The organism is Phycisphaerae bacterium (assembly GCA_019636475.1).
Lineage (GTDB): Bacteria > Planctomycetota > Phycisphaerae > UBA1845 > UTPLA1 > JADJRI01.
On sequence record JAHBXN010000001.1, the window covers coordinates 179,785 to 197,640 of the forward strand.

Below are 17,856 nucleotides of genomic sequence, written 5' to 3' on the forward strand. Positions count from 1 at the left end.
CCCATCGCTTGCGACGCGGTTCACGCTACTTTGCCAGTTCCACACTCAGCCAGGCACGGGCCGCCCGCCAATCGGCTTCGACGGTCGATTTCGAAACACCGAGAACCTCCGCCGCCTCGTCCACCGAAAGGCCGCCGAAGAACCGGAGTTCCACGATTCGGTGCTTTCTCGCATCGTAACTTGCAAGCTTGCTCAGCGCATCTTCAAGGATCACCAGATCGATCTGAGCCGCGCTGGACAAGGCAATGCCGTCATTGAGCTCGATACACCGTTGTCCGCCGCCGCGCTTGGCCGCGTTTGATCGTCGAGCATGATCCGTCAGAATATGGCGCATCGCCGTCGCGGCGACGGCCATGAAATGGGCTCGGCTTTTCCACTGGATTGATGTCTGGTCGATCAGCCGTACAAAGGCTTCATGCACGAGCGCGGTGGGTTGAAGGGTGTGATCCGACGGCTGTCCACGAAAGTAGCTGCCGGCTAGCGCCCGAAGTTCCGCATAGACAACGGGTAATAATCGTTCCGCGGCACTTGCGTCGCCATTGCCGATCAGCCGGAGGGCTTCAGTCGCTTCTTTCGCGTCGCAATCGGACATGTCCGGGTCCCGTTTGAAGATCTGCATCCCATCAAAAATTGTAACCCGATGTGGCCGGCATTCAAAACTGCGCCGGTTCGAGGTAGGATGCGCCCGGACTTCAGGCGGATACGGCCCGCCAGTCGGCGATTTTCAAGGGTTTCAACCGCGGATTGCGTTTCCGTGTATATACCCCCCCGATTTCCAACCGAGTTTGATCGAACCAAGAAATCTGGATCGAGCCAATTTTTCTGAAAGGATGCGAGACATGAAAAAATTGTTCCAACTGACGTTGATCGCGGCTGTCGCCCTTGCCCTGTCCGCCGCGTCATCCCATGCCGAAACGTGGGAGAACGTCGCCAAGAAGATTGGCGAGGCGTCCGCCAAGATCAAGTCGATGCAGTACAAAATGAAGACCGTTCATGAGACCAAAGATCCCAATATGAGCAACAAGAGCGAATCCGAGATGTCCTTTGAGTACGCCGAAAAGGACGGCAAGATTCAATACCGCCAGGACCTGAAGACCAAGTCGGAAACGAAGTACGAAGGCGGAGAAATGAAGAACAACATTACCATGCTGACCATCTGCGACGGAGAATACATCTACACCTACTCCGACACCGACGGCAACAAGCAGGCCACCAAGAGCAAAGTCAAGAAGGACAGCCTCCCCAAGATGGACCAGACCGACTCGATGAAGGAGTTCGAGAAGAACTTCGAAATCAAGGTGCTTGCGGATGAAACGGTCGACGGCCGACCGGCATTCGTCGTCGAAATGACTCCGAAGGATCCCCAGATGAAGGCCTATGTCGGACGAATGGTCAGTTCCTACTGCAAAGAGACCGGCATGCCGCTGAAGAGCACCACCTATGATGGCAAAGGCCAGTTGACCTCAACGACCACTTTGACCGACATCAAGGTGAATCCGACCATCGCTCCCGATCGCTTCAAGTTCACTCCACCAGCAGGCGTTGAAGTGCAGGACCTGACGAAGGAACGCTGATGCGCGAGCCGAACTGAATCATCGCGAATTCCAAAAATGAGTGCAGCCGGCGGATTCAGGTCCACCGGCTGCTTTTTTTTGAATTCACTCGGGGCCATCAAGGGAAAATGCCGCGTTCGAGATACACCTTCTCCAGTCGGCGCAACGCGACGATGTAGGCGGCCGTCCGCCAGTCGGTGTTGAACTCCTTCGCGGTGCCGCGGACCCGCTCATAGGCCGCGACAATCTTCTTTCGAAGCTTTCGATCGACTTCTTCGAGGTCCCAGGATTCGCTTCGCTTGTTTTGCAGCCACTCGAAGTAGCTGACGATGACACCGCCCGAGTTACACAGGATGTCCGGAATCAGATCGATGCCGCGCTTCTGGAGAATGGCGTCGCCTTCCACGTTTGTCGGGCCGTTCGCACCCTCCGCCACGAGCTTGACATCCAGCCAATCCGCCGTGGCGCCCGTGATCTGATTTTCCATTGCCGCGGGGACAAAGATGTCAACCGGGGTCTTCATGAACATGATGTGGTCGATTTTTTCGCCGTGTGGATAGCTCCGGACGCCGCGCCCGCCTGACGCATGCTTGACGAGATCATCAGGATCAAGTCCGTGGGTATCCCGGATCGAACCGGTCACGTCTTCGACCGCGACGAGCTTTGCGCCCAGTTCACCGAGCAGCCTGGCCGTCCACGAACCGACATTGCCGAATCCCTGAACCGAGAATGTCAGGTGCTTGAGATCCAACCCACGATCCTCTGCCCAGCACTGAATGCAATAGACCACGCCCTGGCCCGTTGCTTTATCACGGCCAACGCTTCCACCGGATTCAACGGGCTTTCCGGTCACGACATGAATATTGTTCTGTCGTTCATGCGTCGGTACGGTGGACAGGTACATATCCATGAACCATGCCATGATCTGGGCATTGGTGTTCACGTCCGGCGCGGGAATGTCGTACTCCGGCCCGATGTTCTCTCCCAGCGCGAACGCAAACCGCCGGGTGATTCGTTCAAGCTCGGCCTTGGAGTATTTCGAGGGATCGATCTGGATTCCACCTTTCGCCCCGCCGAAAGGAATTCCGGCGATCGCGCCCTTCCAGGTCATCCACGTTGCCAGCGCGCGAACTTCGTCGATGTTCACCTCGGGATGAAAACGCAGTCCGCCCTTGAACGGTCCCAGCGCGTCGTTGTGCTGTACGCGATAGCCCGTGAAGATCTCGATGTGATCGTCCTTGTCCATCTTGACGGGGAAGTTCACGACAATCTCATTCTTCGTCGTCGCGAGAATTTTGCGGACGTTGTTATCAAGCCCCATCATGTCGGCAGCGCGGTTGAACTGAATCACCACATTGCTGTAAACACCATGCGCCGGCGGCGCGGCGACGGCCGATTCCGTCGCCTTCGTCTCTGTCGCCGCGGTCGCAGCGCTCGATGGTCGTTCAATTGTCGGAGCGAACTCGTGCCTGCTCGATCCGGTCGCATGAGGCTCGGCTGTTGTCGTTGGACTGTTCATCGCAGGTCGCTCCTCACTGTTCTTCTTACTGCGCGGAATGCTGGACATACTATTCCGATACCTCCGCCGTCCTGCCGGACTAGCGATATTCTTCGCACCGCCAGACGCCGGACTCAGGCCTCGGGAAGGTGCAGGTTTCACGAAGTTCGCACGTCGCACAGAGGCCTTTCGCCGAAGTCGCTCTCGTCGGTTGCTCAACCTCGAGCGACACGGTCGCGGCATTCTGATCGACGATCATTCCCGGCATTTGCAATGCCGCGCCGTCTTCCTCCGTCCACCCCGTGCGGGCAGCGGTCAGATCCGGCTCCCACTGAGCCGGAGGGCGTGCGATCCCGCTAGTATAATGCCGATCTCCCACAGTTTGGCCATGCCGCCTTCGGGAACCAATCAATCCGGGAATGGGCGTCGCGGACATCGACTCACCCTCTTCGCACGCAAAGGTCTCGCCCGTGGGGCCGGTCGCTCGCAGCGACTCCGGCCGCGCCGTGACTGGATCGTGCCGCTCAACCGGTTGCGATTCTGTTCTCATGTGTTCGCGTTCCTTTCTCGTCCCGCTCAGGATCATGATGCACCTCCTGATGTTGCATTCCGTCGGTTTGATCGAGATTCGTCGCTCGACCGGATCACCTCTAAAGCAAGGGTCGTGCCGTGCAGAAAATAAGCTCCGGCACTGGCTTCGGAATGTCACACCCGACGATCGACTCGATCGCAATCTTTTGCCTGTAAATCAATTATGGAAATCACAGCAGCCAGGGATCGGCGGCGAGACCGTGGAGAATCTGAGAACAGGTTGGCTCTGAATTCTGGGGTGATTCAACCCGCTGGGGCGAAACACCCCAGCGCGGGGACCGGACTATTCGGAATCCGGAATGTCGAGCGATTTGAGCTTCTCACGAAGAGTTTTTCTATCAATTCCGAGAATGCGAGCGGCCTGTGATTTGTTGCCATTCACCCCTGATAGCACCAGTCGGATGTGTTCCGACTCAATGTCCCTGAGCGTTCGATTCAGGCCCCCCCCGCGGAGTGCCGAGAATCGCATCAACTCGGGTAGGTCCGGCGCGTCGATCACCTCGCTTTCGCACATCACCACGAGACGGTGAATCACGTTCTCGAGTTCTCGGACGTTTCCCGGCCAGTGATATCCGCGCAGCGCTTCCAACGCGCGAGGTGAAAACGCCGGTTTGGGCCGCCCCGCCTCCTCGCTGAACCGCGCGGCGAAATGTTCGACCAGCATCAGCAGGTCATCGTCACGATCGCGAAGCGGCGGAAGCTGAATCGGAATCACATTCAGCCGATAGAACAGATCGTCTCGAAAACCACCGCGCGCCACCAAAGGCGAAAGGTCCTTGTTCGTGGCCGCCACGATTCGCACGTCCACTTTGTTCGCGCGCGTTGAGCCAACCATGTAGACCTCGCGGTCCTGCAAGACGCGCAACAACTTGACCTGCATGGTCGGACTCATCTCTCCGATCTCATCGAGAAAGATGGTGCCTCCATCCGCAGTCTGGAAGAAGCCGGCTCGCGACTCGGTCGCGCCGGTGAAGGCGCCTTTCATGTGCCCGAACAACTCGCTTTCGAGCAAGTTCTCGGGAATCCCTCCGCAGTTGACCGGAACAAATGCGGCCGCGGCCCGAGGGCCGCAATAGTGGATCGCACGGGCGACCAATTCCTTGCCGGTGCCGCTTTCGCCAGTGATGAGAACTGTGGCCGTCGAATCCGCCGCCTTTTGAATCATGCGATGTACAATCTGCATCGCCGAGCTATCGCCGAGTAGCCCGTTCGGCGTCCGCCGCGTCTGCAACGCGACGCGCCGCCCCGCGCGATTCGCACGTCCGCGTTCGAGCGAGCGCTCGACAGCCGCGAAAAGCTCTTCGTCTGTAAATGGCTTGGGCAGATAATCCTCAGCGCCGAGCTTCACTGCCTCGACCGCGTCTGAAATCGAGGGAAAGCCGGTAATCATCATGACCTGCATGTCGCGGTAATTCTCGCGAACGTGACGAATCAGGTCGATTCCAGTCGACTGCGGCATCTTCATATCTGTCACGACGAGATCGACGGAAGTCTTGTTCAACACCGCGACGGCCTCGCTCACGCTGTTGGCGGTGAAGACGACGTATCCCCTGGACACGAGATTCCGTTGAAGGACTTCCACGGTGGCTGCGGAGTCGTCGACAACGAGTATCCGATCCGGTACTTCCTTCGGTCGTTCTTTGTTCGTCGCCGTCATGATGTTGCTCGCACGTCGAGACCCTTTTCATTTTCGACGATGTTGATCGATCTTGGCAGAGTCACGACGAATGTCGCACCTTCGCCGGGATTACTCTCGACGACGATATCGCCACCATGCCGCGCCACGATTCCGTCCACTACCGCCAACCCGAGCCCGGTGCCCATCCCGACGTCTTTCGTTGTGAAGAATGGTTCAAAGATACGGCGCCGGATTTCCTCGCTCATACCGATTCCGGTATCCGAAACCGTGAGTCGCACCCGATCAGAAACCGTGTCCAATTCCGTCCGCACGGTGAGTGTGCCGCCACTCTGCATTGCGTGAATGGCATTCACCGCCAGATTTACAATCACCTGTTTCAACTGCCCGGCATCTCCCGAGACAACCGTGCCGGATCGGGCAAACTCTCGCTTCAGTGCGATGCCGTTTTTCTCGCACCGGGCCTGGAGCAGGGAGATCGCTTCTGATGCCACGACACTGAGGTCGACGGGACTGCGTGCCGCCGGCGTTTGTCGAGCATAGAGCAGCAGGCTCTGGATGATCTCTCGGCCGTGAAGCGTCGCATACACGACATGCTGCAAATCGCGCTGAACCTGTTCGTCAAGCGTCGGTGATTTCTGAATCAATTGAGCGAACCCGAGAATATTGGCCAGCGGTTCGTTCAATTCGTGCGCAACGCCCGACGCCAACTGGCCAATCGTCGCCAGCCGGTCCGCGTGGCGCAACTGATCCTCCAGTCTTGCGCGCTGCTCGGCATCTCGCGTCCGCTCCATGAGTTCGCCGATTTCGAGCGCCACTCCCTCCAGCAGGCTCGTTTCCTCCCTCAGAAACGGTCCCTCGACGAACTCAGGTCGTTCACTTGTATAAAAGACCTCCACCACTCCGGTGCTTTCGTTGAAAGCGCTGATGCTCGCTGATTGCACCGCGACGGCCGCACTCCGGTTTCCCTCCACGAATCGGCGTTCACCGAGAAGCAAGCGAGCGCCGGCGATCTCCGGAAACTGCCAAGCCGACGGCAGACGAGCAGTCACATCGGCCAGCTTTTCGTCGAGTGTCCGATTGGGAACACGCACGATGCGCGCGATATCGTAGAGACAGTCCAGTTCCTTGATCCGCTCCGCCAGTCGCGCTTGCGCACGACGATTGGTGATTGCCAATCCGAGCATGCTGACGACGAACTCAAAATAGCCCACTGCGTCGGCGGAAAAGTGATCCTTCGACTTCGACAATAATACAAGCTGTCCGATGCAGTGTTCGCCGTCGTTGATCGGCAGAGTGATATGCGAGCGATAAGCCGGGGATATCGGGGCCGACGAGCCCGCTGTCTTGCGGCCGCCGGGTTTCAAGATTTGAAACGAGGTGCGACCAAGCGGCGCTTCGCCTTGCGCGGTGGATGCCGACGCATTGTCACCCCGATCGGCCTCCCACGAATACGCGATTTCGTCATCCCGGGATTCGATTTGAAGGGCATCACAGTCTGACAATCCGAGGAGAATTCCGGAGCATGCGCGAAGGAATTCGACTCGAGCCAGTCCACGGCCCGCCAGCGCGACAAGCCTTTGCGACTCCGCCAAGACGTTGGCGAGTTCTCGCTGCGGGTTCTGTTTCATCGGATTCACCACGTCATCCACTGCACGCGAGCGCGACAACCCATGCGAGAAGCGGTTCAATCGCGCGGCCCGCCGATTGTATCTTGCCGCGGCGGCGAAGGACCGTTCAGCGTTTCGAGATAGGCGGCACCTCGCGGGGCGGAACACCGATGTACTCGCTGCCGGGCCGAATGATCCGGTTGTTCTCCTGTTGCTCCATGATGTGTGCGCACCATCCGGTGACGCGTGAGCAGACGAAGATCGGCGTATAGAGCGATATCGGAATACCCATTTGATAATAAGCATGGGCTGCGGGATAGTCCGTATTCGGATGGATGTTCTTCCGCTCCAGCATGAGTTTCTGCAACTTGTCGGCAATCTCGATCCAGTGCCCCTGCCCGGTCTCTTTCGAGAGTTGCAAGGACCACTCTCGAAGAATGCCCGCGCGGTGATCTCCGTGCTTATACACGCGATGCCCAAACCCCATGATGAGACGCTTGTTACTCGGATTGGCCTTGTTATGCGCCTCCAGGTCGTTAAACCACTTTTCCACATTGTCCGCGCTGCCGATGCTGAGAAACTGATGCATCGCGGCTTCGTTGGCACCGCCATGCAGCGGCCCCTTCAGAGCGCCGATCGCGCCGCTGACGGCCGAGTGCATGTCAGCCAGCGTGCTGGCGATGGTCCTCGCCGTGAAGGTACTGGCGTTGAATTCGTGCTCCGCATATAGCACGAGCGTGCCGTCCATGACGCGGCCGGCGAGCTCGCTCGGTGGCTTGCCCGTCATCATGGCGAGGAGGTTGTGACCGTGCGGACGATTCGGATCGGGCTGGATTTCAGGCAGGTCTCCGATGCGTCGGCACCAGTAGCCTGTGGCATGTGCCAATTGACCGATCAGCCGCTCGCTTTTTCGAAGATTTGCGGCATGGGAATTATCCTGCGCTTCGGGATCGTAATGCCCAAGGAGCGACACCACTGACCGCAAAACATCCATGGGCGGAGTGCTCCCGGGCATGGCGTCAATCGCCTGAATAACCTGCTTCGGTAGCGACATCGAGGACTGAATGCGCTGACGGAAAGACTTGAGCTGGTCGGCGTTCGGCAATTCTCCGTGAAGCAACAGGTATGCAGTCTCATCGAAGGTTGCGTGAGCAGCCAGATCCGCGATTTCGTATCCACGATAGCGGAGGCTTGTCTGTGTCACCTCGCCGACAGCAGTCTGACCCGCGACAATACCCGCGAGTCCCGCTTCGAATTTCGATTTCTGTTCACTCATGGCACTTCTCACCTTCATGCGGCCTGCAGCGATTGCGCAGACAGGTTGATCGACATTTCACCACGCCCGGGACGGGGGGCCGACGACGCCGAATCCTCATTTCATTGCGGCGGAGTCGATCGCGTTTAGTCCGTCGTAGTCAAGCAGATCGTACAGCTCAGCCCGGGTCTGCATCCGATCAATCCAGGCGGATTGGTCGCCGCAGCGGCGCAAATCGGCCAACATCTCCACAATAGCCTTGAATGCCACCCGCAGCGCCGTTTGCGGGTAGATGACCATCCGATAGCCCATATCACGAAGTTTCGCAAGCGGCAGGATCGGCGTCTTCCCGAATTCCGTCATGTTCGCGAGCAGCGGCGCTTTGACGCAGTCCGCGAAGCGAGCCAGTTCTTCCGCATTCTGCATGGCCTCGGGAAAGATCGCATCGGCACCTGCATCGAGATAACGCTTGGCACGGTCCACCGCGTCATCGAACGAAGTGACGCCTCGTGCGTCGGTCCGAGCGATGATCAGAAAATCCGAGTCGGATCTCGCCGCCACCGCTGCACGGAGCTTGCTGACCATTGCGTCGCCGGAGATCAGCTCTTTGCCGTCAAGATGGCCACAGCGTTTGGGCAGAACCTGATCCTCGAGATGGATTCCGGCCACGCCGGCGACCTCCATTTCGCTCACGGTCCGAGCCGCGTTCATCGCTTCGCCGAACCCGGTATCACCATCGACTATGACCGGCACGTCGACTGCCGCGCATATACCCCGGGCGTGGCTTACCGCCTCGGACAGGGTGACGAGGCCAACGTCCGGCAAGCCGTAAACCGCGTTCGAAAGCCCGGCCCCGGAGACGTAAACTGCCTCAAATCCGGCTCTTTCGATCGCCCGAGCCGTGAGCGCGTTGAATGCACCCGGCATCTGCACGATGCCGGTTTGAATCAGTTCCCGAAGTCGTCGCCTCTGTGTTTTCATGATTAAGCGATTATTGCGACAAACCGAAATCGGGGCAAACGGAGCGCATGCCGGGCTGACAGTACTCCAATAGAACTTTTCTTGGAAGACAATAGCGGCTGGGAGCCCGGAAGGCACAGATTGCTGAGCGCCAAGGCACTTTCGATGGTTTCAAGATCGATTACCAGGTCTTCACACTGATGCGATGATGTGGAGATGGCGTGCCGCCTTTTCCGCACCTCTCCCTGCCCGGAAATGAACCGCCCGTTGCGCTGATCGTCCGTTCCGACTGTTCTGAGCAGGGGTACCGGGGGCGGCAGCCCCAGCATGGGCAGCTGTGCGTCAGGAGGAGTTCTTTCTCCGACCTTTCTTCGCCGATGCCAAGCGAAGGACAACCGACCCTCGGCCCTCGGGCGCGAACGGCACTCGGTGGCGAGCGATGGCCTCCTCGATGAAACTCGCAATCGGCGGTCGACCGAGCGCGGCCGCGCTCTCCACGGAAATGAAGCGGGTTTGGCGGCCCGTTCCCTGCAAGAGTTTCTCGGGGTCCAGGAGTTCCTTGCCGCGATTGAAGTAGAGCCTCACACCCTCCGCGCTCCCTCGAATGGCGAGCACTCCTTCATATCCCCGCTCGCTGGGTGAGTAGCTGATGACGAAACAGTCGCGGTACTCGTACACCACTTCGTGCGCGGTTGGCAGACGGCCCTGCAGCGAGCGCCGCATGCCGGCGACAAGCCGGAGATGCTCTGGCGAGAACAACTCGATCAGGCGGCGGATTTCGGCCTCAGCCGAACGCGGCCCCCCCGCGGATTGCGCTCCGCTCTCTGCGTCGGTGTTGACCTTCGGCTTTGGGCGGCGTGACGATGCCTTCTTTGCGCTCATGTTATCTCCTTGGGATGAACCGGTCGATCTTCACACACCGGCCCGCCGCCCGCTTTACGCGGTCTGCGCGAGCATCGCGTCGAGCTGATGGAAACACGCTTCCATGCCTTCGGACGCGCCCGATGCGGCCGCGCCGTCGCGGGCCTCCTTCGAGGCGTACACCTGGGTGATCCGCATTGTGGTGACGCCGCCCTTCTCGGTGAACTCGTGCGTCTCCACCTGCGACCCCACCGGCTGCCCCGATCCGAGCAGCATTATCTCGGTATGGACCATACGCTCATGCACCGTGACCTCAGTGAAGACGCCCAGCAGCATCATCGCCGGGTCGGCCTCCGGGCTCTTGGAGACCACCCGCAGCGTCCCCGCCACGCGGGCCTCGCACTCGAGCGCGGAGAGCGTCCAGCCCGGGGGCTGGAGCATCCATCGGCGCATCTTGTCCGGGTTGGTCATCGCCTCCCACACGAGCTTGCGCGGGGCATTGAACGAGCGAGTCATGACGATGGTGGTGTCGGTGGGGGTGGTGACTTTCAATCCTGCGGTGCTCATACATGGTTCCTTTGTCGCAGCGCGGCGGGTAGACGGCACAGGCGCTCCCGCCCGACCACTCGGCGACGCACGAGATTGGCCCCTTCCAGCACGCGCACTTGCTTGGTCGCCGCGGGGAACGTCATCTTCAGGAGCGCGGCGAGCTCGCTAAGGTTCCGCTCTCCGCCGGAGGGTTGCCGGACAATCGGCCGCCGGGCGGGGTGGGTCAGAGCGTGGAAGACGCGATCGAACCTGGGAGATCGATTAATTACCATGTGGTTTAGTATACCACATGGTTTAACGATGTCGAGCCCGCCGCTCACGGTCCCGCCATCGGTCCTGCGGACAGCTTAGCAACGCCTCGGGCTACGACAGTGGCAGTCGTGACGATGGACGACAGCCCATTTTCGTCGCTGGTGTTGATCCAGCGGAACATCGGGATCGCCAGCTTGTCGCCGTCGAGCGGACAGCGCGATGGTTCAAACCTACTCGTCGCGCTTGGGCTGCGAGGACACAGATTGAACTGCAACATTAACACCGATGGCCCCGGCACTTGCCGAGACCATCAAGCCATCTGAATCGACCTCGCTGGATTTGGCCCGCATGGAGCAACAATGCGAAGCGCTGTCGGCGGAGGCGATCTCCACGAAGGCTCCTTGTTTATGGACACACGGTATCCAGAATTAGGCAATTTCTCGATGGCAAACAGCCTTTTCATTCGACATTATCGAAACTTAGGCCCTATAATTAGGGGAATTGATTAGCGGTAAATGGCGATTCGGCTCCGATAAATAATGTATGGGGTAGTTTGGCGGCGACGGTAGTCAGCCGCCTCAATCGAGACCTTTCAGGCCCTACGGCGGAGGTTTATCGATGTTCGAACGACCGCCCGAGACCGTCGAAAGCAGCGAACGCATCATCCGCTGGATCGATGGATTGCCGGATGCCCGGCTCGCGCTCTACATGCTGCTCTTGGCGATCACAATCGCTCTATCCATCTACTTCCTGGATTCAAGGTTCTTCTGATCAAGCTGGGCCCATCGACGCCAGCATCTGAACCACTTCGCGTACGATCGTGACAGCCTCGTCGATCTCGGATTCGCTCGTGTATCGTGAGAGGCTGAAGCGGATCGCCCCTTTCGCTGTATCAGGATCAATGTTCATCGCCTGCAACACATGTGAGGGCTCCAGCGCCCCGCTGCTGCATGCTGATCCGCTGGACGCGCAGAGCCCTCGCTGGCTCAGGCCGATCAGGATCGCCTCCGCCTCAATTCCGGGGAAAGCGATGCTGGTCGTATTGCAGACGCGCGGGGATGCCGACGCAATGACACATGCGGATGAAAGACATGTCCGAACGCCGTGCTCCAGCCGATCGCGGAGCGCGCGAACGCGAGGTGTGTCGAGATCCAATCGCTGCTTCGCAAGGCCCGCCGCCACGCCAAATCCGACAATGCCCGCGACGTTCTCCGTTCCGGGGCGCAGATCGCGCTCCTGGTGGCCTCCGACGAATTGAGATCGGATTCGCGTTCCCGGCGCGACGTACAACGCTCCGACACCCTTGGGCCCGTGAATCTTGTGAGCTGAAAGCGCCAGACTGGCAACGGGCAGCGTCCTGACATCGAGCAAAAGGCGACCCGCCGCCTGTACCGCGTCCACATGGAGCGGCACACCTCGCCAGGATGTGATCGCGAAAATCTCATCAAGCGGAAACTGCACGCCGGTCTCATTATTCACGGCCATTGCCATCACGATTGCCGTCTCGTCATCCAGCGCGTTTGAAAGCATTTCAAGGTCCAGCCGGCCGTCGCGATCGACGGGGACAAATGTGACGCGATGGCCGCGTCCGGCGAGACGGATGCAGAGGTCTCGAACAGCGACGTGCTCCACCGCGGTGGTGACGAGATGCTTGCGCGATGGATATGCATCAAGCGCGCCGAGGATGCCGAGATTGTCGGCTTCGGTGCCGCCGCTCGTAAAAACGATATCGCGCGACCGCGCGCCGATCAGTGACGCGACCTGAGCACGTGCGTCTTCGACCGCGTGGCGAGCCGTCTGGCCCGCGATGTGCAGGCTGGACGGATTTCCGAACTGCTCATGGAGAAACGGCAGCATCGCCCGTACGACCTCTTCGGCCGGCTTCGTGGTGGCGTTGTTGTCGAGATAGATCATCGAATGTGCGAGTCGTGTGGCATGGCAGACACAGCGAAGCCCGCTCCGCTAGCCGCCGAGCTGGGACATCTGTCGATTGCCGAAGTATGAATGCACTTCCGGTTTGTATGCGACGCACCGAATGAAAGCATGGTGCAGGGCGCGCTGTGCCCCGGATTCAGTGTGACCCGGCAGGGCGCTGTCGTTCGCGTCGGCGCGGTCTCGCAGAATCGGACGAAGTTCCACTTCGCCGCCATCAAAAAGACAGCTTCGCAACTGGCCCTCGGCCGTGAGGCGCAGACGATTGCACGTGGAGCAGAACGGCTTCGACATGGCACTAATGAATCCGATTCGGCCGCGTGCACCGCGAATCTGATGGACTACGGCGGGGCCGTGGCCGGTGTCTTTCGTGACGCCGGACAATTTGGAGTGAACGGCCTCGATCCTCTGGCGAATCTCGCACTCGCTGATGAATCGGTGTTCATACTCGCCGCCGAGCGCGGTGCGACCCAGCGGCATGTACTCAATAAACCGCACTGTCAGCGGCCGGTCGAACGTCAGCGCGGCGAAATCCGCGAGTTCATCGTCATTGATGCCACGCATAACGACACAGTTAATCTTCGGATGGTGAAAACCGGCTTCAACGGCTGCTTCAATGCCGCGCAGAACCGCTTCGATGCGAGCTCCGCGGGTGATCTTGCTGAAGCGATCAGGACGCAGCGTATCAAGACTGACGGTGATCCGGTCGAGACCATTGTCCCGGAGTTGCCCGGCAAATACACCGAGCAGCGCGCCGTTGGTTGTCATGGAAAGTTCGGGCGCACCGGGCAGCGCCTTGAGCATGCCGATCAGTCTTGCCAGATCGTAGCGGACGAGGGGTTCACCCCCGGTAAGCTTGAACGCGTTAATCCCATGACGCTGGGCGGCTCGGGCGACGGCGACGATTTCCTCGAACTTCAGAATCTCTTCGCGCGGAACCCAATCAAGCTTGTGCTCCGGCATGCAATATACACAGCGGAAATTGCAGCGGTCCGTCACGCTGATGCGAAGCGTCTTTACAGCCGCGATGTCGCGCGGTCCCGTCGCCGCCGGATCTCCCCCGCGCATTGCAATCCGTTCGTTCGGAATGACGTCAAGAGCAACCATCTTCGGCATTGTATCGTACAAACGGTGTTCGTCGCGGAGAATTTGATCCGGTCAGTGACCCGGCCCGCGATTCGAATGTGCGATGCGTCAGATTGACCTGCCGCGCGCTCGGGCCGAGAATACACGGGCAATCAGTTTCGGGCGGCCGTCCTCGCGTGGCAGCAGTACGGACAGGCAATGCGCTCGGAATTTGGCCGTCCCCCTCAAGGCCGCGAGACGCTTGCCAGGCTCGAGAGCCGCCACCATGGATGGAACTTTTTCGCATTCCGAGCGTCCAAACTCATTGACGGACGCAATCGGCGGTGCAGCCCGGCCCCCGGGCGGGGTGGACCCCGGCATCGACGCGGATGCTTCGCTCCTCGCAGCGTGCCGGCGCGGTGAAGCCGCTGCTTATGGCGAACTGGTGCGGCGCTACCAGGACCGAGTCTTCAATCTCTGCTTTCGGATGTGCGGAAGCCGCGAGGACGCGGAGGACCACACCCAGGAGGCCTTCGTGCGGGCGATGCAATCGCTCGATCGGTTCGCGGAGCGTTCACGGTTCTATACCTGGGTGTTTCGAATCGCGGTCAATCTGGTGATCAGCGATCGGCGCAAATCGGGACGTCGCACGATGTACTCGCTCGAATCAAGACCGGACGAATCCGAAGACGGCCACGGCCGCGATTCGCGTCGTGCGAACGTTAAGTCAGGTGTTTCGCAACCGCACGATCAGATGGTTGCCGCCGAACAGCGGGAGGCCGTTTCCTCGGCGCTGATGAAAATTGACGAGGAGCACCGAACGGTGCTGGTGCTTCGGGACATGGAAGGACTGAATTATGAAGAAATCGCGGATGTACTGGACATCCCGACGGGAACAGTAAAGTCGCGAATTCATCGCGCAAGACAGGCGATTCGCGACTTGCTCGCACCGCTGATTCAGGCGGAATGACGGATCGGTGACATGGCACTCGATGCGAAGAAACTGGAGCAACTCAGCGCCTATCTCGATGGCGAATTGACGCCAACAGAGCGCGCCGAGGTCGAGCGCCTCATCGAGCAAGACGCCGACGCGCGAGTGTATCTCAGCGAGTTGCGACGTGTCTCACGATGGATCGGCGACCTGCCGCGCCTCCGCGGACCCGAGCCGATGACGGGCGCCATCCTCGAACGCCTCGAACGCCTCGAACGCGAATCGCTCCTGGGAGAAGCCGCATCACCATCGGTGCTTCGATTCGGACGATACTCCCGCATGTTGGGAATCGCAGCGAGCGTGCTGATTGTCTGCACAGTCGGGTGGTTTTCGCTGCCGCAATTTCAGTCCGTAAACAAGTCTTCAAGATCCGACTTGAAGGTCGACCGAAGCACACTTGCGGAAAAAACGGAGCCGCGCGGTCCGTCCGCCGAATCCAGCCGGCAAAGTAGTCTGCCCTCCCCTGCTGCCCAATCCGAGAGGCTGGCCGTGCAGCAACCTCGCACGACAAGGGGGGATTCGGATGGGCGAGGGTGGGAAGAATCGCAGGATCGGGCCATTTCGGAGAACGGCGATGCCGGCTCACATGTCGCGATCGCGACCGGCAACAGCAAGCAAAAAGTCGAACGGGACCAAAGCGAACAAAAAGACTCCGCCACTGCGGCGGAACAGCCCGCCGCCGATTACCCACTCAGTGCGAAAGAGCCGGCGCCCTCCGCGAACACGATCACGAGCCTTGCGTACTCGCCGGCAACCGCCCTGGCAATTGACCTGCCCACGATTGATTCGAAACTGGCGAACAATCAGGTGTCGCTCCACGAAGTTCAGGCGGCTCCGGTGCAATCATTCCAGAACCGACTCGACATCGAGGTCGACGATGCCGCGACGGTCACGCGACTTGCATCGCTGATCGAAAGCAACATGGGCAGGTATCAAGTCGAGAATCTGGAAGATGCCGCGAAGAACGAAGTCATCCGGAACGACCAGTCCTTCTGGCTCGCGCGTCCCGTGACGACGTCAGACCGTGAATCGCAGTTCGAGAAGCAAATACCGCACGCTCTGAACGACGCCGAAGATGCAGTGAAACCCGGCGCTACGGCGCGTGGCGATCAAATCTCTCCCCCAGACTCAGACGAAAAGCCCAGCCAAAACAAAGACGCACGCGCCGCCGCCGGTCGCGCGCCAGACTACGAGTTAAACGAATCCAAAGATGCGCCGGAAGGCTACAGCCGCTCCAATGCAAATCGAAATGACGCATCCGTCACTCGCTCCGCTGACGATGAAGCAGAATCCCCGGCTGATGGGCAGGTTTTCGTCATCAACGTGCCAAGGGAACAGGCTGCCCCGTTGATCCGATCAATTCAGACGCTGGTGGAACAATGCGATTCGATCGCAGTCTGGGTGGCAAACAGTGAACCCGTGACGGCCGATCGACCGGCGGAAGAAGCAGTGCGGCGGCTGGTCTCACCGGCTCTGTTCGACCGATCGGACGAGCAACGAACGGGCCGGGTTTCGGATGCGCCGGCCGGCGAAACCACTGAAGAGGGCGCGATCGGCGCCACACCGCGCAGAGGCCAACCGATTGCCACCTCGAGGCCGTCAGACTCTGGGAATTCGCCATCTCCCCTCGAAGTGTTTGGAGGCGCGCCGACCACGCCGGAGGCGAATCCGCAATTCGTCACTTTGGCAATTTCGCTCAGGACCAATCCTCGATTGCGATCTCAGAACGCGCGGCCCGATCGGGCACCGGCTGAGAATCCGCCACCTGCGGCCGCGGCTGCGAGAGCCGCCTCGCAACCTGCCGAGCCCGAGCCCGAGTCCGGGCTGGCCCCGGCGACAAAACAGACCGCCGATCAACCAACGTCGCGGGGCGCCACCCGTGACTAACGCCGGCGACGACAAGTCGAAACCCGGCCAGCCGCCACGCGGTCGTCGAAAGGTGCGCGTCGATTTCCGCAAAAACCAGTCGAAAACCGCCCGGGACAAACGGCAATGGACGCGAAACTACCACAAAGGCGATGTCGACCAGGAAGCAACCGCCTCGGTCGAGAACGTGCGCGCGAAAGGCGATCTGTCACGCAAACGAACGATCATTGTGGACGAGGCGGAGGCGGCACGACTTCGCCGTGGCACCGTGGTTCGCGTGCGCGGATTAATCGTCGAGGTGGACGACGGCGAGACGACGTGGGCATGCACGGTTCGCCAGGTACTGAGGAAACTGCTTAAAGGTGAGCGGCATGCCGTCACGGTCGGCGACCGCGTCGGATTCACACCGGTTCGCGTTGGAGGCGGGCAGTCGATCGCGATCAGCGATGATCGCTCACTTCAGGAAGGCGTCATCGACGAGGTCGAGCCGCGCCGCACAACCCTACTGCGCCACTACGAGCGCAAGCTGCAAGCCATCGCCGCGAACGTAGATAATGTGCTGATCGTCGTTGCCGCGGCCGAACCGACACTGCGCATCCATCTGGTCGATCGCTACATCGTCGCAGTCCACCAGGGCGATATGCGGCCCGTGATCTGTATCAACAAGGGCGATCTCGACGTGAGCGGCGAGGCGGCGGAGGCCGTTGAACGATATCGAGCGATTGGTTACCAGGCGGTGCTGACATCAGTGCCGGATCAGCAGGGAATCGAGGCGCTTCGGGCGATTCTTCGCGATCAAACAAGTGTGCTAGTCGGACCCAGCGGCGTCGGAAAAAGCTCACTCCTGAACGCACTTGATCCAGCCTTGCAACTGAAGGTCGGCAGCCTGAGCGATCTGGCTCGCGGCCGGCACACGACAACAACCGCCGCGCTCGTCCGCTGGGCGTTCGGTGGATATGTTGTCGATACGCCGGGCATGCGGCAGTTCGATATCGCCGAGATCGACTCCGACGAGTTGGAAGCATATTTCATTGAGTTTCGGGGCTTCATCGGCGGCTGCCGATTTCCGGATTGCTCGCATCTCGAGGAAACGGGCTGCGCCATTCGTGCCGCCATGGAGCGGGGAGAAATTTTCCCCGAGCGGTACGATAGCTACGTCCGCATGTTGGAAGAATGCCGCGAGAAGGAACGCAACCGATACGGTAGAAATACCCGAAAACCGGTTGACGAACTTTAG

Annotated in this window: 17 protein-coding genes; 5 read left to right on the plus strand and 12 right to left on the minus strand. The window is 59.9% G+C overall.

Going from position 1 to position 17,856, the window contains the following annotated elements; genetic code table 11:
• Positions 1–25: 25 nt before the first annotated feature.
• Complete coding sequence (locus KF841_00775; GenBank protein ID MBX3393877.1) at positions 26–592, minus strand: sigma-70 family RNA polymerase sigma factor; 567 nt, start codon at positions 590–592, stop codon at positions 26–28.
• Between the two features lie 247 nt (positions 593–839).
• Between KF841_00775 and KF841_00780 the strand changes: the two genes are divergently transcribed.
• Positions 840–1,574 (plus strand): outer membrane lipoprotein carrier protein LolA, encoded by a 735-nt coding sequence (locus KF841_00780; GenBank protein MBX3393878.1) that lies wholly within the window; start codon positions 840–842, stop codon positions 1,572–1,574.
• Between the two features lie 97 nt (positions 1,575–1,671).
• Here the strand turns inward: KF841_00780 and KF841_00785 are convergent, their stop codons facing one another.
• The 9 genes from KF841_00785 to KF841_00825 all read right to left on the minus strand — a co-directional run bounded on the left by KF841_00785 (position 1,672) and on the right by KF841_00825 (position 10,785).
• On the minus strand, positions 1,672–3,072 hold the full coding sequence (locus KF841_00785) for a Glu/Leu/Phe/Val dehydrogenase (protein ID MBX3393879.1): 1,401 nt from the start codon (positions 3,070–3,072) through the stop codon (positions 1,672–1,674).
• A 79-nt stretch (positions 3,073–3,151) separates the two neighbouring features.
• On the minus strand, positions 3,152–3,601 hold the full coding sequence (locus KF841_00790; protein ID MBX3393880.1) for a hypothetical protein: 450 nt from the start codon (positions 3,599–3,601) through the stop codon (positions 3,152–3,154).
• A 324-nt stretch (positions 3,602–3,925) separates the two neighbouring features.
• Complete coding sequence (locus KF841_00795; GenBank protein ID MBX3393881.1) at positions 3,926–5,299, minus strand: sigma-54-dependent Fis family transcriptional regulator; 1,374 nt, start codon at positions 5,297–5,299, stop codon at positions 3,926–3,928.
• Positions 5,296–6,909: a hypothetical protein gene (locus KF841_00800; protein MBX3393882.1), complete on the minus strand. Its 1,614-nt coding sequence runs from the start codon at positions 6,907–6,909 to the stop codon at positions 5,296–5,298. Before KF841_00800 ends, KF841_00795 begins: the two co-directional genes overlap by 4 nt.
• A 106-nt stretch (positions 6,910–7,015) precedes the next feature.
• Entirely contained in the window at positions 7,016–8,164 is a 1,149-nt protein-coding gene (locus tag KF841_00805; GenBank protein ID MBX3393883.1) for a citrate synthase, read from the minus strand.
• A 96-nt stretch (positions 8,165–8,260) separates the two neighbouring features.
• Entirely contained in the window at positions 8,261–9,124 is an 864-nt protein-coding gene (gene prpB, locus KF841_00810; protein MBX3393884.1) for a methylisocitrate lyase, read from the minus strand.
• 321 nt (positions 9,125–9,445) lie between these two features.
• Entirely contained in the window at positions 9,446–9,985 is a 540-nt protein-coding gene (locus KF841_00815) for a hypothetical protein (protein ID MBX3393885.1), read from the minus strand.
• A 54-nt stretch (positions 9,986–10,039) separates the two neighbouring features.
• Positions 10,040–10,531 (minus strand): SRPBCC domain-containing protein, encoded by a 492-nt coding sequence (locus KF841_00820; protein MBX3393886.1) that lies wholly within the window; start codon positions 10,529–10,531, stop codon positions 10,040–10,042.
• Positions 10,528–10,785: a winged helix-turn-helix transcriptional regulator gene (locus KF841_00825; GenBank protein ID MBX3393887.1), complete on the minus strand. Its 258-nt coding sequence runs from the start codon at positions 10,783–10,785 to the stop codon at positions 10,528–10,530. The genes KF841_00820 and KF841_00825 overlap by 4 nt, the downstream gene beginning before the upstream one ends.
• Before the next feature lie 598 nt (positions 10,786–11,383).
• On the opposite strand from KF841_00825, the gene KF841_00830 reads away from it, so the two are divergent.
• A complete protein-coding gene (locus KF841_00830) occupies positions 11,384–11,536 on the plus strand; it encodes a hypothetical protein (GenBank protein ID MBX3393888.1) in 153 nt (50 codons plus the stop codon).
• Here KF841_00830 and KF841_00835 read toward each other — a convergent pair whose 3' ends face one another.
• Positions 11,537–12,679 (minus strand): aminotransferase class V-fold PLP-dependent enzyme, encoded by a 1,143-nt coding sequence (locus KF841_00835; GenBank protein MBX3393889.1) that lies wholly within the window; start codon positions 12,677–12,679, stop codon positions 11,537–11,539.
• A 48-nt stretch (positions 12,680–12,727) separates the two neighbouring features.
• Positions 12,728–13,804, minus strand: coding sequence for a GTP 3',8-cyclase MoaA (gene moaA, locus KF841_00840; GenBank protein ID MBX3393890.1), 1,077 nt, complete (start codon positions 13,802–13,804; stop codon positions 12,728–12,730).
• Between the two features lie 244 nt (positions 13,805–14,048).
• Here moaA and KF841_00845 point away from each other — a divergent pair, with 244 nt between their 5' ends.
• From KF841_00845 to rsgA, 3 genes are read left to right on the plus strand one after another with little or no spacing between them, the layout of a single operon-like run.
• A complete protein-coding gene (locus KF841_00845; GenBank protein MBX3393891.1) occupies positions 14,049–14,732 on the plus strand; it encodes a sigma-70 family RNA polymerase sigma factor in 684 nt (227 codons plus the stop codon).
• Positions 14,733–14,744: 12 nt separating this feature from the next.
• On the plus strand, positions 14,745–16,640 hold the full coding sequence (locus KF841_00850) for a zf-HC2 domain-containing protein (GenBank protein MBX3393892.1): 1,896 nt from the start codon (positions 14,745–14,747) through the stop codon (positions 16,638–16,640).
• Positions 16,633–17,856, plus strand: coding sequence for a ribosome small subunit-dependent GTPase A (rsgA, locus tag KF841_00855; protein ID MBX3393893.1), 1,224 nt, complete (start codon positions 16,633–16,635; stop codon positions 17,854–17,856). Before KF841_00850 ends, rsgA begins: the two co-directional genes overlap by 8 nt.

Bases quoted from the DNA above. Each gene is read 5' to 3' on its own strand.
- KF841_00805 (MBX3393883.1), bottom strand. From the start codon at position 8,164: ATGAGTGAACAGAAATCGAAATTCGAAGCGGGACTCGCGGGTATTGTC.
- KF841_00845 (MBX3393891.1), top strand. From the start codon at position 14,049: ATGGATGGAACTTTTTCGCATTCCGAGCGTCCAAACTCATTGACGGAC.
- KF841_00830 (MBX3393888.1), top strand. From the start codon at position 11,384: ATGTTCGAACGACCGCCCGAGACCGTCGAAAGCAGCGAACGCATCATC.
- KF841_00820 (MBX3393886.1), bottom strand. From the start codon at position 10,531: ATGAGCACCGCAGGATTGAAAGTCACCACCCCCACCGACACCACCATC.
- prpB (MBX3393884.1), bottom strand. From the start codon at position 9,124: ATGAAAACACAGAGGCGACGACTTCGGGAACTGATTCAAACCGGCATC.
- KF841_00790 (MBX3393880.1), bottom strand. From the start codon at position 3,601: ATGAGAACAGAATCGCAACCGGTTGAGCGGCACGATCCAGTCACGGCG.
- KF841_00825 (MBX3393887.1), bottom strand. From the start codon at position 10,785: ATGGTAATTAATCGATCTCCCAGGTTCGATCGCGTCTTCCACGCTCTG.
- KF841_00785 (MBX3393879.1), bottom strand. From the start codon at position 3,072: ATGAACAGTCCAACGACAACAGCCGAGCCTCATGCGACCGGATCGAGC.
- KF841_00835 (MBX3393889.1), bottom strand. From the start codon at position 12,679: ATGATCTATCTCGACAACAACGCCACCACGAAGCCGGCCGAAGAGGTC.
- KF841_00815 (MBX3393885.1), bottom strand. From the start codon at position 9,985: ATGAGCGCAAAGAAGGCATCGTCACGCCGCCCAAAGCCGAAGGTCAAC.
- KF841_00780 (MBX3393878.1), top strand. From the start codon at position 840: ATGAAAAAATTGTTCCAACTGACGTTGATCGCGGCTGTCGCCCTTGCC.
- KF841_00800 (MBX3393882.1), bottom strand. From the start codon at position 6,909: ATGAAACAGAACCCGCAGCGAGAACTCGCCAACGTCTTGGCGGAGTCG.
- KF841_00775 (MBX3393877.1), bottom strand. From the start codon at position 592: ATGTCCGATTGCGACGCGAAAGAAGCGACTGAAGCCCTCCGGCTGATC.
- moaA (MBX3393890.1), bottom strand. From the start codon at position 13,804: ATGGTTGCTCTTGACGTCATTCCGAACGAACGGATTGCAATGCGCGGG.
- KF841_00795 (MBX3393881.1), bottom strand. From the start codon at position 5,299: ATGACGGCGACGAACAAAGAACGACCGAAGGAAGTACCGGATCGGATA.
- KF841_00850 (MBX3393892.1), top strand. From the start codon at position 14,745: ATGGCACTCGATGCGAAGAAACTGGAGCAACTCAGCGCCTATCTCGAT.